At 63.8% G+C, this 15,924-nt stretch carries 12 protein-coding genes; 6 read left to right on the forward strand and 6 right to left on the reverse strand.

Annotated features, from left to right (window positions below):
- The first annotated feature begins 89 nt into the window (after window positions 1–89).
- Window positions 90–380: an ANTAR domain-containing protein gene (locus JGU72_RS30945; protein WP_233533241.1), complete on the forward strand. Its 291-nt coding sequence runs from the start codon at window positions 90–92 to the stop codon at window positions 378–380.
- Window positions 381–924: 544 nt separating this feature from the next.
- On the forward strand, window positions 925–2,874 hold the full coding sequence (locus tag JGU72_RS30190) for an aconitate hydratase (RefSeq protein WP_199688002.1): 1,950 nt from the start codon (window positions 925–927) through the stop codon (window positions 2,872–2,874).
- Here the strand turns inward: JGU72_RS30190 and JGU72_RS30195 are convergent.
- From JGU72_RS30195 to JGU72_RS30210, 4 genes are all read right to left on the reverse strand, one after another.
- Window positions 2,871–3,206 (reverse strand): STAS domain-containing protein, encoded by a 336-nt coding sequence (locus JGU72_RS30195; protein ID WP_199688003.1) that lies wholly within the window; start codon window positions 3,204–3,206, stop codon window positions 2,871–2,873. The two genes, JGU72_RS30190 and JGU72_RS30195, sit on opposite strands and share 4 nt — an antisense overlap.
- A gap of 126 nt (window positions 3,207–3,332) precedes the next feature.
- On the reverse strand, window positions 3,333–4,319 hold the full coding sequence (locus JGU72_RS30200) for an LLM class F420-dependent oxidoreductase (RefSeq protein ID WP_199688004.1): 987 nt from the start codon (window positions 4,317–4,319) through the stop codon (window positions 3,333–3,335).
- A 254-nt stretch (window positions 4,320–4,573) separates the two neighbouring features.
- A complete protein-coding gene (locus JGU72_RS30205) occupies window positions 4,574–5,317 on the reverse strand; it encodes a GAF and ANTAR domain-containing protein (protein WP_199688005.1) in 744 nt (247 codons plus the stop codon).
- A gap of 126 nt (window positions 5,318–5,443) precedes the next feature.
- The gene (locus JGU72_RS30210; RefSeq protein WP_199688014.1) at window positions 5,444–6,463 is read right to left on the reverse strand and encodes a zinc-binding alcohol dehydrogenase family protein; all 1,020 of its coding nucleotides are present in this window, start codon (window positions 6,461–6,463) and stop codon (window positions 5,444–5,446) included.
- 124 nt (window positions 6,464–6,587) lie between these two features.
- Here JGU72_RS30210 and JGU72_RS30215 point away from each other — a divergent pair, with 124 nt between their 5' ends.
- From JGU72_RS30215 to JGU72_RS30225, 3 genes are all read left to right on the forward strand, one after another.
- Window positions 6,588–7,781, forward strand: a complete 1,194-nt coding sequence (locus tag JGU72_RS30215; RefSeq protein ID WP_199688006.1) for a TDT family transporter — start codon at window positions 6,588–6,590, stop codon at window positions 7,779–7,781.
- Window positions 7,782–7,917: 136 nt separating this feature from the next.
- On the forward strand, window positions 7,918–8,307 hold the full coding sequence (locus JGU72_RS30220; RefSeq protein WP_199688007.1) for a PAS domain S-box protein: 390 nt from the start codon (window positions 7,918–7,920) through the stop codon (window positions 8,305–8,307).
- The gene (locus JGU72_RS30225) at window positions 8,298–8,723 is read left to right on the forward strand and encodes a DUF1810 domain-containing protein (RefSeq protein ID WP_199688008.1); all 426 of its coding nucleotides are present in this window, start codon (window positions 8,298–8,300) and stop codon (window positions 8,721–8,723) included. Before JGU72_RS30220 ends, JGU72_RS30225 begins: the two co-directional genes overlap by 10 nt.
- Window positions 8,724–8,726: 3 nt before the next feature.
- Here the strand turns inward: JGU72_RS30225 and JGU72_RS30230 are convergent, their stop codons facing one another.
- Both JGU72_RS30230 and JGU72_RS30235 read right to left on the reverse strand, forming a co-directional pair.
- On the reverse strand, window positions 8,727–9,254 hold the full coding sequence (locus JGU72_RS30230; protein ID WP_199688009.1) for a sulfurtransferase: 528 nt from the start codon (window positions 9,252–9,254) through the stop codon (window positions 8,727–8,729).
- Between the two features lie 42 nt (window positions 9,255–9,296).
- Complete coding sequence (locus JGU72_RS30235) at window positions 9,297–11,306, reverse strand: SDR family oxidoreductase (protein ID WP_199688010.1); 2,010 nt, start codon at window positions 11,304–11,306, stop codon at window positions 9,297–9,299.
- 571 nt (window positions 11,307–11,877) lie between these two features.
- Between JGU72_RS30235 and JGU72_RS30240 the strand changes: the two genes are divergently transcribed.
- Window positions 11,878–15,924: ATP-binding protein (locus JGU72_RS30240; RefSeq protein WP_199688011.1), on the forward strand; the 4,047-nt coding region annotated here is incomplete at its 3' end.

Consider the following 15,924-nt stretch of genomic DNA (forward strand, 5'->3'; position numbering starts at 1 on the left):
GTGGCGCTGCTGCAGCTTTCGCTTTCCCCCTGCAGTTGGGCGGCATCCGACTCGGCACCCTGGATTTGTACCGGCGTCGCGTTGGCGGCTTGTCTTCTCGAACGGTCGCCGACGCTGCTGTATTCGCCGACCTCATCACGCTCGCCCTCCTGCAGCAGGCAGATCGCGCCGACCTGACGGGTGCGGAATGGATCCGTCCGGAAGGTTCGTACCAGGACGTGAATGTGGCCACCGGAATGCTCGCCGCGCGCCTGCGAATAACCCTGGACGACGCCTTCGTCCGACTGCGTGCGCACGCATTCAGCCAGAACAGGCCCCTGCTGGACGTAGCTCGGGATGTGCTCGAACATCGCATTCAAATGGATGAGCTCCGTGATTGAATCCGAACGAGATCGGACGGTGTCGTTGCCCCTACGGAGCTTCCCGCCGACCAGGCCTAGCCACTGTTCGAGGTGGTCGCACTTGCGCGATTGCGCTAGGGCATCGACCCCGCGAGTAAGTACAAGCCGACCGCGATGATCCCCACCACGGGCACGAACGCGGCCGTCAAGTAGCTCCAGTCGCTGTTTCGACGCCAAAAGCGCTGCAGAATACCAACTTTCGGTGGCCGCCAGGCCTTGGCACGTGTCGTGCCTTCCCGAATCGGCACCAGAGCCGATTCCACACTCAGCGAAAAATGGACTCCGTGCGCGGCTCCGCGAAAACGTGCCGCTGGTCCTGCCAACAGTTGCATCCGAATGGCCCCCGACCGACCGTGTTGGATTATGGACGTGACTGGGCTGGTTTCTCAACCCGCATCACGAGCGTATAACCGATTCCCCTGTCCGGTGGGTGTTTTGGGCCTCTCATCTGCGGAAATAGGTGGACACCCGACCAGTTGCCCTACACGGTTTCAGACGACTGCCGGGCGGGCACCCTATTGCCGTGAAAGATCCGGTAGCCAAAGAGTTGATTTCCCGGCATCTGGAGTCAGGCGAAATGACCCCCGGCGAAGAAATCGCCATTCGAGTGGACCAAACCCTGACTCAAGACGCCACTGGCACGCTGGTCATGCAGGAACTCGAGGCAATGAACCTCGACCGTGCACAAACCGAAGTCAGCGTGCAGTACGTCGACCACAACCTGCTGCAGGCAGATGAGAAGAACGCGGAAGATCACGCCTTCTTGCGTTCGGCCTGCCGCCGCTACGGATTGTGGTTCTCCAAACCTGGAAACGGCGTGTCCCATCCGACGCACATGAAACGGTTCGGTAAACCGGGCAAGACGCTGATCGGTTCCGACTCACACACGTGCGCCGGCGGCTCACTCGGCATGCTGGCGATCGGCGTCGGCGGGCTCGAAGTGGCGAGCGGGATCGCCGGCGAGCCGCTCTATCTTCGAATGCCCGAAATCTGGGGAATCAGACTCGAAGGCGAACTACCGCAATGGGTTTCAGCCAAGGACGTCATCCTGGAGATGCTGCGGCGACATGGGGTGAAAGGTGGCCTCAACCGGATTATCGAATATCACGGACCCGGCCTTGCGAGCCTGACCGCGATGGACCGCCACGTGATCGCAAACATGGGCGCCGAGCTCGGCGCCACGGCGAGCGTGTTTCCCGCCGACGACGCAGTTCGCGAATTTCTCCGCGCCGAGGGACGCGAAGACGATTTCAGCGAACTCGTCGCGGAGGATGCCGACTACGACGTAACCGACGAGATCGATCTGTCGGCGTTGGAGCCGCTGATCGCGAAGCCGTCGTCGCCGGGCAACGTCGTTCCGGTTCGCGAGGTCGCCGGCGAACCCGTGAGCCAGGTCGTCATCGGTTCGTCGGCCAACCCCGGCCTCCGAGACTTCGCGATCGCCGCGGCGATCGTCAAGGGCAGGCAGACCGGCGACGCCGTGAGCTTCGACGTGAACCCGAGTTCGCGCGAAATCTTTGCCGACCTCACGAAGATGGGGGCCACGCTGGACCTCATTTCGGCGGGTGCTCGTATCCACCAGGCCGGCTGTATGGGGTGTATCGGCATGGGCCAGGCGCCCGCGGCGGGCGCGAACTCGCTACGGACCTTTCCACGCAACTTCCCGGGTCGCTCTGGGACCAAAGAGGATTCGGTGTGGCTGTGTTCTCCCGAGACCGCAGCCGCAGCGGCTTTGACCGGAGTCATCACCGATCCCCGCGACCTACCGGAGAAGGTCGGCGTCGAGTACCCCGAACTCGACCTACCCGAGGAATCGACCGTCAACACCGACATGCTCGTCGCGCCGCTCGAGGCCGACGAAGCACAGTCCGAGGAATTGGTCAGGGGGCCGAACATCTCCGCGCTGCCCGATTTCGAGCCGCTGCCCGACCGCATCGAAGCACCCGTCCTGCTCAAGGTCGGCGACGACATTTCCACCGACGAAATCTCGCCTGCGGGCGCACGCGCATTACCGTTCCGCTCGAACATTCCCAAGCTTGCGGAATTCACTTACACCCAGGTGAGCGAGGACTATCCGGAGCGAGCCAAGAAGATTGCCGAGTCGACCGGACACGTCATCGTCGCAGGTGAGAACTATGGCCAGGGCTCGTCGCGGGAGCACGCCGCGATCACGCCGCGCTATCTGGGTTTGCACGCGGTCATCGCCAAATCGTTCGCCCGCATCCATTGGCAGAATCTCGCCAACTTCGGCGTTCTTGCACTCGAGTTCACGAACGCCGACGACTACGACCGGATCGACGAGGACGACACGCTGGTGCTGGACGGCTTGCGCGACTTACTCCCGGGCGGACCGGACGCGGAAGTGCACAACACAACCAAGGACGAGAAGTACCCGCTGCGGCATCGGCTCTCCGAACGCCAGGTCGAAGCAGTGTTGGCGGGCGGCCGTATTCCGCTCCTTGCGCGGCGCTAGTCTGCGCCAGATCTTTGTGAACCGTCCGACAGCAGCAGGATTCGATCGACACCGGTCAACTCGAGTGCTTTGCGAATCGGCGGGGTCGTCGCCGTTACTCGAAGCGAGCCACCCGCGTCCTGCGCCCACGCGCGCAGTTGCAACAACGCAGAAATACCAGCGCATCCGAAGAACGTCAGACCGGACAGGTCGAACAGCAGATCGCGCCCACCGACCGCGTAGTCCTCGACGCGCGCAACAAGTTCGGGAGCCGACGCGAGATCGAGTTCGCCGTGCAGCGAAATTCGTTCGTATACACCGTCGGGTCGAATCTCGGCGGCGAAAAAATCCATTGCGCTACCCCGTCGTCGGAGATGCCAGAAGACATGGCCGCGCTGCTGGACCGGAGACGAATGTTATGCCATGACACGTGCCGACGGGCAACTTCCAACGCCGACACGCAAGCCGACGGTAGCGCTTCAGCCCGCGGCAGCCCGCAACTTTTCCAGTAGCGGCTCGGCGGCTTCGCGAAGAAAGGCCTCCTGCGTCTCGTCACCGATCTGGACCATCGCGATGTCGGTGAATCCGGCATCCCAGTAGGCACGGACAGACTCGACGATCGCGTCGAGGTCTGGACCACACGCAATACTGTCGGCGACATCCTCGAGTCGGACGAACTGGGTTGCACCGGCGAAACCGGCAGGGGTCGGGAGGTCCGCATTTACCTGCCAGCCGCCGGCGAACCAACGGAACTGGTCGTGCGCGCGTTGGATTGCCTTGTCGCGATCGGGATCCCAGCTGATCGGCACTTGACCGATGACACGCGAGCTCGGCAGTCCTGTGGCGGGTCGGCGCGCATGGCGCCAGGCGTCGACGAGCGGCTTCTCCGGTGCCACGGCAATCATATGGTCCGCATGTGGGGCGAATCGGTCGACGGACTTCTCCCCCGACACTGCGACCGCAATGGGCATCGGCACCTCAGGAAGGTCCCAGAGGCGAGCTGAATCGACACGAAAGTACTCGCCCTGCCAACCCACCAAGCCTCCGCCGTGCAGTTCGCGAATGATCTGGATCGCCTCGACGAGCATCTCTTGACGCGCATCGACACCAGGCCAGCCCCTGCCGACGACGTGCTCGTTGAGATTCTCGCCGCTGCCGACCCCGAGCGTGAACCGGCCGTCGCTCAAAATCTGTACGGTCGCGGCCTTCTGCGCGACCACTGCGGGGTGATAACGCATCGTCGGACACGTTACGTAGCTCATCAGCTCGATTCGCGTGGTTGCCTGAGCCACCGCGCCGAGCACCGCCCACGCATAGGGCGCGTGGCCTTGCGACGTCAGCCACGGGGAGTAGTGGTCACTGCTGACTGCATAGTCGAAACCAGCTGCCTCAGCCCCGGCTGCGTATCGAACCAGTTCTTTCGGCCCACTTTGCTCGGTCATCAGGGTGTACCCGAAATGGGTCATCGTGAGCGCACCTCCTTCCGGTCACTCGCGGACCAGATCGTGCGCGACGTGGCCTGCGGGGTCGACATGCTCGAGTCCTTGCGGAACAACTTCGACCACTTGTTGCTGACCGTGCACCAGCGGTTTGAACAGCTACCCGCAGGCGGACACGTCGGCTGTCAGGTTTGAACCGACGTGCCCTAAATCGCCCAAGCGCCCGGGCACGAGGATGATCTGTGCGGCGGTTACCCGATCAGACGGAACCAAAACACCGATCAGCCGCGAGGTTGCTCGATGAGGCGCGCGGAGATGTCGCGCAGCTTGAGATTCGTCTCTTGCGAGAGCTTCGTCAGCAGGTCGAACGCCGCCTCGGGAGTGATCGAATAACGCTCCATGAGCATGCCTTTCGCTTGCCCGATCACATCCCTCGTGACAAGTGCTTCCTTCAGCTGTTTTTCTCTTTTCGCACTGGAGATCGCGACAGAGGCATGTGCGGCCAGCGGTTCGGCGATCGCGTCCGAGGACGCATCGAACGCCGAAAGCTGTTTCGAATAGAGGTTCAAAGCGCCCAGATGGACGTCTTCGACCCACAGTTGGTAACTCAACATGCTGCCGACCCCGGCCTCGGCTGCGGCTGGACCGAACTTGGGCCAGCGGGTCTCGATACTCATGTCGTCCACCCGGACTACCGGCTCCCCGAAGGCAGCGTCGACGCAGGGACCTTCCTTCAGGAGCTCTTGCAGGCGGTCGATTGCGGCGGGTAGGTCGCCGGTCGCACCGCGGGAATCGAGTTCGTCGCGTCCGATGCGCAGTGTTATCCCCGCATCTTGCGCGCCGGGGACTCCCTCCTTTGCGGATTCGCAGATCGTTGCGAGTGTGGACTCGTAGTCGTTCTGATCGCTATGTAGGCGGCGCGCCAACTCGGCCATGATCGCCGGCATGGCGCTATCCGTCCAGCCACTTGTTTGCTCGGCGTCGATGCCACTACCTGCTTCGACGCCACTAACTTCCTGATTCACCATCCCACACCGCTCCAACCAGCTCTCCCAGCCCTCACCGCTGGACCCCGCGGATCAAGTTGTCCGCAAATCGTTACACAAGATTACCGACAGAAGGACGAGAATGCGGGACCAAATTGGCGGGCGTCAAGTCAGCAGGACAGCGGCGCCGGACACGCTGCCCTCTGCAAGATCCGTCAGGGCGCGGTCGGCATCGGCAAGGGCATATTCCGGCGTCGTCACCTCGATCCGATTTCCGTCTATGAAAGCGAGGAAGTCCTTGGCATCGACCCTCGTGTTCGAGCTGACCGAGCGGACTTCCCGCTCCTGGAACAGGTGCCGTTTGTAGTCGAGCGGCGGAATATCCGAAAGATGGATGCCCGCGATCGCGAGCGTTCCACCACGGTCCAGCGCCTCCAATGCCGGCAAGACCAGATCGCCCACGGGAGCGAAGAGTATCGCCGAATCGAGTGGCACAGGCGGACGATCCGTGGCGCCCTGCGCGGATGTCGCGCCGAGCCCGAGTGCAAGCAAGCGGGCCTTCTCGCCGCGAGTCATCACATGGACCTCGGCGCCCTGTGCGAGCGCTACCTGCGCCGTGATGTGCGCGCTGCCGCCGAAGCCGTAGATGCCGAGCCGACCACCGGGCGGCAGTTGCGCCCGGACCAGTGAGCGGTAGCCGATGATGCCCGCACACAGCATGGGCGCGAGCTCCGAGTCGGTGTAGCCATCCGGCAGCCGGTGCGCGAATGCAGCTGGCACAGTTGCATATTCGGCATATCCGCCGTCCTCGTCCCACCCCGTGTACCGCGAATCAGGGCACAGGTTCTCCGCACCACGCGCACAGAACTTGCAGACGCCACAGGTGGTCCGCAACCAAGCGATGCCGACGCGGTCGCCAAGCGAAAACTCGGTGCCGGCCTCGTGTCCGAGTGCTACGACTTCGCCGACGACCTCGTGGCCCGGCACGACGCGCGGGCGGTGTGGTGGCAAGTCGCCTTCGGTGACGTGCAGATCGGTTCGGCACACACCGCACGCTCGGACCCGCACGAGAATCTCGTCCGGCGCGGGTACCGGTCGTTCGATGCGAACCCGAACGAGAGGGCTGGTACGCATCGGTCCCGGCCGCTCGACCTGCCAGGCCGTCATCGAATTGTCACTGGCCATATCGCCACTATGGCCGACCGCGGCGGCGTTTTCCATCAGTGGTCCAGTGACCGCACCGCCCGACGCCACTGCGGCGTAACGTCTTTCCTCGACCGCACCGCCCACGTCTGCTGAATGTGACGACATGGCTACTCCTCGCACCGATAGCGCCGCCAGAACCGAACCGGCAAATCTGCCCTGGTTGTTGTCCTCGCTGCAATCCCCCGGCCAGGTTCTGGGCCATCTCGGCCCCAACTGGTTCGCGTCGGTGATGGGTACCGGCATCGTCGCGACCGCCGGCGCAACGCTGCCGCTCCATATTCCGGGGTTGCACGTGTTTGCTCGCGTGGTCTGGGTGCTTGCCGCGGTACTGCTTGCCGTTCTGATTATCGCGGTTGCCGCACACTGGTTCCGGCATCCGACGGTGGCGCGAAGTCATGCATACAACCCGCAGATGGCGCACTTCTACGGCGCGGCTCCGATGGCGCTGCTCACCGTCGGTGCAGGGTCGGTGCTGATCGGCAAAGACCTGATCGGCGAACGAGCCGCCGTCAACCTCGACTGGGTGCTCTGGAGTGCCGGCACCGTCGGTGGGTTGTTCACCGCGATGACAATCCCGTATTTGATGTTCACCCAGATCAACGTCGAGCCCGACGCAGCGTTCGGCGGATGGCTCATGCCGATCGTCCCCCCGATGGTGTCCGCCGCCACCGGCGCCCTGCTGATTCCGCATATCGAGCCGGGCACCGGCCGGGAGACGATGCTCTACGGCTGCTACGCGATGTTCGGTTTGTCCCTGCTCGCGTCGATCATCGTCATCACGATGGTCTGGAGTCGCCTCGCACACTTCGGTACATCCGGTACGGCACGAGTGCCGACCCTGTGGATCGTGCTGGGACCACTCGGCCAATCCATCACCGCGGCAGGCCTTCTCGGCACCCAGGCTGCGATCTCGGTCGAGCCTGATCTAGCCGACGGGATGGCGGTCTTCTCGATTCTCTACGGCGTGCCGATCTGGGGGTTCGCGGTCCTGTGGATCGGCATTGCGACAGCACTGACCGTCCGAACCGCGCGCCGCGGTATGCCGTTCGCCCTCACCTGGTGGAGCCTGACCTTCCCCGTCGGCACCTTCGTAACAGGAACCACCCAGCTCGCCGTGCACACCGGACTGCCCGCGTTCGAGGTCGCCGCGGTCGTCGCCTACGCCGGTCTGTTGAGCACCTGGATTCTCGTCGCCGTCCGAACCGCGCGCGGCAGCCTGCGCGGAAATCTCTTCCTACCGCCGGCCGCGACTGGCCCGATCAAGGCTCGGAAAGACCCACCTGTAGATCGCCGGTAATACTTTGCCGCCACTCATCGACAAGTAATCGGGCCCGTCGTATCCTCCCCATACAGGTTGAGTCGACAGCCCGCGATGGTGGATCATCGGTGGCCTTTCACATCAGCTCCAATGCTCCATCCGGCGAGGCACGGCGATGGAGGTAGAGCCAAAGATGTCGCTCGATTTCGGAAGCGCGCAGACGAACCACACGTTCCTCGAATTAGTGCCGTTGCCAGCGCTGATCGTCGAGCGAGTAGGCACCGACGCGCCGGTCGCGTGGGCGAATCGCGCCTTCACCGACCTACTCGGGGTAGAGGCGGAGGCGTTGGTCGGCAACGACATCCGCGACTGGTCACCCGACCTCCCCGAAGCGTTCGGTGACGACGCGATACAGCTGACCGACGCGTCCGGCCGATTCACCGTCTGCAGGCTCACCCGCGGCGACGGGTCGACCATCTGGGCCCGGCTGCAGACGTCGACCTCACTTCTGCACAACCACCGATACATCACCGCCTACGTCGAAGACATTTCGCCGTGCCGGTGACGGCGCTGGACCGCTTCGTCGACGCGCAATCGACCGTGTACAACACGGTTCTTGCAGAGCTGCGGGCCGGCGACAAACGCACGCATTGGATGTGGTTCGTGTTTCCGCAGATCGCAGGGCTGGGACACTCCCCCATTGCGCAGCGTTTTGCGATCGCGGACCTCGACGAGGCCCGTGCCTATCTCGCACATCCGGTCCTCGGGGCTCGCCTTCGCGAATGCGCACAGCTGATCAGCGACGTCGAAGGCCGCAGCATCGACAGGATCCTCGGCTTTCCCGACAATCTGAAGCTGCGCTCGTCCATGACGTTGTTTGCGCAGGCATCGACCGACAACGCCGTCTTCCTCGCGGTCCTGCAGAAGTACTTCGACGGGGAGGCTGACCCGCGGACCCTAGAGATACTTGGCCGGGGCTGAACGTCAGCCGATGAAATGCCGCGGCGTCCGGTCTGCGATGAACTCTTCGAGCGACCGGCTGTCGAGACACGCGGTTCCGATGCCGCCGAGAAGGTCATCGCGAAACGCGGTCGTCGACGCATCGTCGTCGGAAGTCAGGTAGTGGGTCGGCGGCCGGCTCACGCTGTGCGAGTCCACCGGGCGCGCGTCCGCCTGCCACTTCTTCCGCCCGCCCGCGAGCAGCCGGACGTCCTCGTGACCGTACAGCTTGAAGCACCAATACGCATACGCTGCAACGCGATTGCCGACCTCTCCGTACAGAACGACCGTATCGTCGTTACGGATACCGGTCGCCGACAGCAACGACGCGAACCCGGAGGCGGCGGCCGACGTCAGATCGCTCAGGTTGCTCCAACCCAACCACACAGCACCCGGCAGGTGGCCCGAGTCGTATGCCGACCGGTCGTCGTCGACGGCGACGAATACGACGCCGGGCTTGCCGAGCTGCACTTCTGCCCATTCCCCGGAGACGAGGACAGCAGTTCGACGCATGAACGATCCTCTCTCAGAAGCGATCACGTAAACAGACTGCGATCACCAGTACAGGCCGGGTACCCACTTGGCCAAGCCGAGACTCGGTGTCGGCATGGCCATCAACGGCGAGAGCACCTTTGCCGCAATGGAGTTGGAAGAGGACGACGGCTTGGGCTTCTCGCTCCGGGATCCGTCCTTCGCCGCCGACGATTCCGGGAATGCCTTGTAAACCTGATGCAGGACCAGCTTTTTCACGCTCGGCGCAAGCAGGCCCATGTAGTCGGACAGCGTGCCGATCGGAGTATCGATTCGATCGGGACGATCTTCCAGCGCCCGCAGCACGCGGACCGCGGCGTCCTCCGGCGTGTCGACCGGCAGCGACTGGTAGGCCGCCGTCGGTGCGATCATCGGCGTGCGCACCAAAGGCATCCGAATCGACGTGAAAGTGATTCCAGCAGAAACATTTTCAGCTGCGGCGATCGTGCTGAACGCATCGAGCGCCGACTTGCTCGCGACGTACGCCGAGAACAGTGGCGCCTTCGTCTGTACACCGATGGACGACACGTTGACGATGTGGCCGAAGCCGCGTGCACGCATCGACGGCAGGAGTGCGAGGACCAACCTGACCGCACCGAAATAGTTGACCGCCATCGTCCGCTCGAAGTCGTGCATGCGATCGGTCGAACTCACGACTGCCCGGCGAATGGATCGTCCGGCATTGTTGACCAGATAGTCGACCCGACCATGATCATTGAGCAGAGTCTTGACCAGGACCGACACTGCCTCGTGGTCGGTGATGTCGCAGGCATAACCATGCGCATCGCCACCTTCTGCGCGGATCGCGTCTACAGCGGCGTCGAGTTCCTCGGCGCCGCGGGCGACCATGAGCACCGTCGCGCCGCGACGTGCGACTGCGTGGGCGGAGGCCAGCCCGATGCCGGAAGATGCCCCGGTGATGAGGACGACGCGGTCGCGGAATCCGTTGGGGCCTGCTGTCCGGCGTAGGCGGTTGGGGTCCAGCTCGGCAGCCCAGTATTGCCACAGCTTGCCGGCGTAGGTGCCGAATTCGGGAACCTTGATGCTGCGGTCCCCGCGCAGTGCCGTACGCGTAGCAGTCGACCGGAACGTCGCAGGGAAAGCGATGTGATCGATTACGGCGCTGGGGATTCCGAGCTGATCCAACGCGAAGTCGCGCGCCTTCCTAACACCCGGAAGTGAGCCGATTCGCTCGAGCGGTGGACGCGCGCCGGGTATCGGGACAACGATGCTGGGTGCCCCTGCCGCACTCGCGAGCGCGGCGTAGATCTCGTGCACCGACTGGGGCTTCGGGTTGACAAGATGGAAGGTCTGCTCGCTGGGTCCGTCGCACTGCACCAGTTCGACCAGCGCCGCGGCGACATAGTCGACCGGAACGATGTTCGTCGCTCCGACGTTCGGATATGCGATCGGCATCGGCGAAGGCAGCTGCGCCAGCCGTGAGATTGCACCGAAGAAGTAATACGGTCCGTCGACCTTGTCCATCTCACCGGTCTGCGAATCTCCGACGACGACGCCCGGCCGGTACACGCGCCACTGCAGGCCTTCGGTCTCCCGAACGAGCTTTTCGGCAGCGAACTTCGTGCGGTGGTAGGGCGACGGAAGACGTTGTCCCAGATCGAAATCCGTCTCACTGTAGGTGCCGCGATGGTCGCCGGCCACCGCAACCGAAGAAACGTGGTGGAGCATCGCGCCGGTCTGCTTGGCGAGGGCGATGACACGCTCGGTGCCGATTACGTTGGCCGCATGCGCGGCGTCCTCGCCGGCCGTCATGTCGTAGATCGCACCGAGATGGATGATGTTTCGTACCGCTGGAACCTCGCCCTCGATCCCGAGATTCTCCTCGGTCAGATCGCCAACGAGCGGGATAATGCGTTCTGCACCAGACCAATTCGAGACGATTGCCTCGAGCTTGCGGCGCGACTGTGGCCGGACCAGCACATGGATGACAGCTTCGGAATCCTTCTCCAGCAAGCGGCGGAGTACGCGCTGCCCAATGAAACCTGTTCCGCCCGTGACGATATAGTTCTTCACTTGATTCCCCTGTGATCGTTTGCACTGTCGCTTGTCTCTGCGAAGGCCGTGTAAACGTGAGAACTTCGGTGTCACTCACCTGCTGCGGTAGCCAAAACCGTATGCGTTACCGACGAGTTCCGGCAAGTCGAGTGGGCATTTTCACAGCAGATTTAAAGGTACGTCGAGTAACAGTTAAGAGGCGGAACAGGTTTCGCCGCAACGCTACTCACGAGTAAGCTGTCAAGCGCCCGGCGATGAGACAATTATCTTCTGCGCCTTTGGATTTCGAATAGCTTTACGCCGCAATTCATTTGTGTCGCGGCATGATCGAATATCTCTTGTTACTGCCGAGTTTCGTTGGACATGCGACAAATATTCCTGCACCCTTGAATCGTCGACGACGCCGAACTGCCGCGCGGTCGAAGATTCGCACCGAACCCAGCGAGATGTTCCCTCACGGGAATTGTTCGCCGCTGCCGCAGTGCACATGAACGCCGCAGAGCACATGAACACAGTGCAGATAGATACCACCGTGCCAGACACAAACCGTGCCGATACATCGAGTACCGACCAAGGGGCAGACGCAGACATGTTCAAACGGATCGCAATAGTCAACCGCGGCGAAGCAGCAGTTCGCCTGATTCGGGCAGTCCGAGAGCTGAACGCCGAGCACAACCAGGGCATTCGCACGATTGCGCTGCACACCGAGGCCGAGCGCCGGGCGATGTTCGTGCGCCAGGCCGACGAATCCGTCACGCTGCGCGCCACCGGCACCGGCAGCCCCTACCTCGACCACAAAGAGCTCGAGCGGGCGCTGCTGGCCGCCAACGCCGACGCCGTGTGGGTCGGCTGGGGCTTCGTCGCCGAGGATCCTGCGTTCGCGGATCTGTGTGCGAAATTGAACATCACCTTCATCGGACCTACGGCTGCGGCGATGCGCCTGCTCGGCGACAAGGTCGAAGCCAAGATCCTCGCCGAGAAGGTCGGCGTCCCGGTCGCACCCTGGTCCGGCGGTCCCGTCGAAACCCGCGCCGACGCCCGTCGCCACGCCCAAGCCATCGGCTACCCCCTCATCATCAAGGCCCGCTCCGGCGGCGGTGGCCGCGGCATTCGCAAGGTCTACGCCGAAGACGAGCTCGAACTCGCCCTCGAACGCACCCAGGGCGAAGCCGAGCGGTCCTTCGGCGACCCGGTTGTGTTCATCGAGCGTTTGGTGACCGATGCCCGCCACGTCGAGGTGCAGGTCATCGCCGACAACTACGGCAACGTGTGGGCCCCCGGCGTCCGCGACTGCTCGATCCAGCGCAAGAACCAGAAGGTCATCGAGGAATCCAGTTCCCCTGTCCTGACCAAGGAACAGGCCGATCACCTCCGGTTCGCGTCCGCAGAACTGGTCCACGCGGCCGGATACCGCGGCGCAGGCACAGTCGAGTACCTGTACCAACCCGACCAGCAGCTGTTCACCTTCCTCGAGGTCAACACCCGCCTGCAGGTCGAGCACCCGATCACCGAGGCCACCACCGGCCTGGACCTGGTCAAGCTGCAGATCCATGTCGCTTCCGGCGGCCGCTTGGAAGGCGAATGCCCGCCCGAGTTCGGCCACGCGGTCGAGGCCCGGCTCAACGCCGAAGACGCCGACAACGGCTTCGCCCCGGCGCCAGGCACCGTTCAGCTACTGAAGTTCCCGCTCGGTTCCGGTCTGCGCGTGGACACCGGCATCGCCCAGGGCGACGTCATTCCGCCCGACTACGACTCCATGGTCGCGAAGGTCATCGCCTGGGGCCGTGATCGCTCCGAGGCGCTGGCCCGGCTGCGGACCGCGCTGCGCGAAACCACCGTCGTGCTGCACGGCGGCACCACCACCAAGTCGTTCCTGCTCGATCTGCTCGACCGCCCCGAACTGATCTCCGGCGAGGCCGACACCGGCTGGCTCGACCGCACCGGCGCCGGGACCAGCGACGGACCGACTCCCGTCGCGGACGTGGCACTCATCGCCGCGACCATAGATGCGTACGACGCCGAAGAGGCACGTGAGCGCTCGGCATTCCTCGCGTCGGCCCGAGGTGGTCGACCACGCGCCACCCACTCGATCGGGCGCACATTCGAGCTCAACTACCAGAGCCAGGTCTACGAGCTCGGAATCGGGCAGATCGGTCCGCGCCGCTACCGCATCGACACCGAGACGCGGGACTACGAGGTCGACATCGACCGGCTCGGCGAGTTCGAGAGTCGAATCACTCTGTGCGGTAAGCGCTTCCATGTCGTCACGGTTGCCCGACCGGCCGGCTACCTGGTCGAGGTCGACGGGGTCAGCCACCAGATCAGCCAAGACGACGCCGGCGTGGTCCGCGCGCCGGCACCTGCCGTCGTCGTAGCTTTGAACGTCGCCCCGGGTGACGAGGTCGCCGCAGGCCAAACCCTCGTGGTCCTCGAGGCCATGAAGATGGAGACAGCGGTCCGCGCCGCGTATCCCGGCCGCGTCCGCGAAGTACTCGCAGCCGTCAACTCGCAGATCGACGCCGGTGCACCATTGCTGCGGATCGATCAGATCGGCGAAGCGGCGACCGCAACCTCTGCGCCGCGCGTGCACTTCAACACGACTGATCCCGCGCAAGAACTGGATGCGCTGTCCGAGGCACAGGCACGCCTGAACGCGCTGCTGGCGATGCTCACCGGCTTCGATGTCAGCGGTGTGCGCGGTCGTGCACTGCTGGCGGGTTACGACGCACTCCGCGAGTCGCTCCCCTACCGCGATCCCGCGCTTGTGCAGGCGGAACTCGGACTGCTGACGACCTTCGCCGACATCTGCGAACTCTCGCGCAACCGGCCGGGTCTCGACGAAACTGACACGCTCGACGCGATTCACAGTCCCCGCGAGCACTTCCACAAGTATCTCCAGACGCTCGACGTCGACATTCAGGGCCTGCCGAACTCGTTCCGCGAGCGCCTTTCTCGGGTCCTCAGCCACTACGACATCAACGACCTGGAGCGGACGCCGCTCCTCGAAGAGGCCGTCTACCGGTTGTTCCTCTCGCAGCAGCGCGTCGAGAATCAGGCGCCCGTGATTGCGGGGCTGCTCGAAAGATGGCTCACTGCCGAATCTTTGGCGCCCGAGCCAACCGCTGAGGTCGCCGAGGTACTCGACCGACTGATCGATGCCACGCAGGTTCGGCATGCGGTGATCGGCGACGTCGCACGCAATGTTCGCTTCAAGTACTTCGACGAGCCGGCGATCCGCGCGGTTCGCGAACAGACCTACGACAGCGTCCGCGGCGGCCTGCAGTACCTCGTCGAGAACCCCGGCGCAGCAGACTACGTCCAGCGTATCGATGCTCTGGCGGACTGCTCGGAACCACTGATCGACCTTTTGGCGCAGCGCATTTCGAACGCAGGTGCGCTTCTCGAGGTCGTGACGCGGCAGTACTACCGGATCCATCCGTTGCGCGACGTCAAGACCTACGACCGCGACGAGCGTCTGCTGGTCACCGGCGTGTTCGACTTGGCAGGTGACAGGATCAACCTGGTCTCCACCGCGACGTCGGTCACCGAACTTGCGACGACGCTCCAGGCCGTCGACGAGGTAGCCGGAAGCACCGCGGAAAACGTCTCGGTCGACCTCTATCTGTCTTGGGACGAGGCGCCCGAAGACGGCGATCAGATGGTCGATGCCCTGCGCGAACTGCTGCTCGCACACCCGAACGCGACCACTTGGCGGCGAATCACCACGACCGTTGTGGGACACGGCAGCGTCCGTCAGGTTACGTTGCGGCGCACGGCTGTTGACGGCGAAATCGCCGGTCTCGTCGAAGACCGGATCATTCGTGACATGCACCCGCTCACGGCGCAGCGTCTGGATATGTGGCGGCTCAAGAACTTCGACGGCACACCGATTCCATCGCCGGCCGACACCTACCTGTATCAGCTTGCGGCGAAGGACAATCCTGCCGACCAGCGCCTCATCGCATTCGCGGAGGTACGGGCCGAGTCCGTCCAGCACGATGCGAACGGCAACATCGTTGCCGTGCCTGCCATCGAGCGTGCAGTTTCTGCCTGCATGGACGGAATCCGTCGCGCACAGGCGCAGCGCAGTCCGCGGCGCTTCGACAACAACCGCGTGGTTCTGTACCTGTGGCCGCTGATCGACCTGCCGCTGGAGAAACTTCCGGCGATCGCCAAGCACATCGCGCCGATCACCGTCGGTGCGGGGCTCGAGGAAGTCGCGCTGCACGCCCGACTGCAGGAACGCCCCGGTGATCCGATTCGTGATGTCGCGCTGCGGTTCTCGTATCGGTCGGGTGCGGGTGTGGTCGTGAAAGCGACCGAGGCACCCACCGAACCGCTCAAACCACTCGACGAATACACCCAGAAGGTGCAACGCTCCCGCGCCCGCGGCACCGTCTACCCCTACGAGCTGATCCCGCTACTGACCGGCGAAGACGGCCACTTCACCGAATACGACCTCGACGAAACCGGGCGCCTGGCCCCGATCCAACGCCCCTACGGTGCCAACAAAGCCGGCATCATCGTCGGCCTGGTCACCACCCCCACCCTGCGCTACCCCGAAGGCATGACCCGCGTCGCCCTCTTCGGCGACCCGACCAAAGCCCTCGGCACCGTCGCAGAAGCCGAATGCTCC

This window comes from Antrihabitans auranticaus, from assembly GCF_016481275.1.
Lineage (GTDB): Bacteria > Actinomycetota > Actinomycetes > Mycobacteriales > Mycobacteriaceae > Antrihabitans.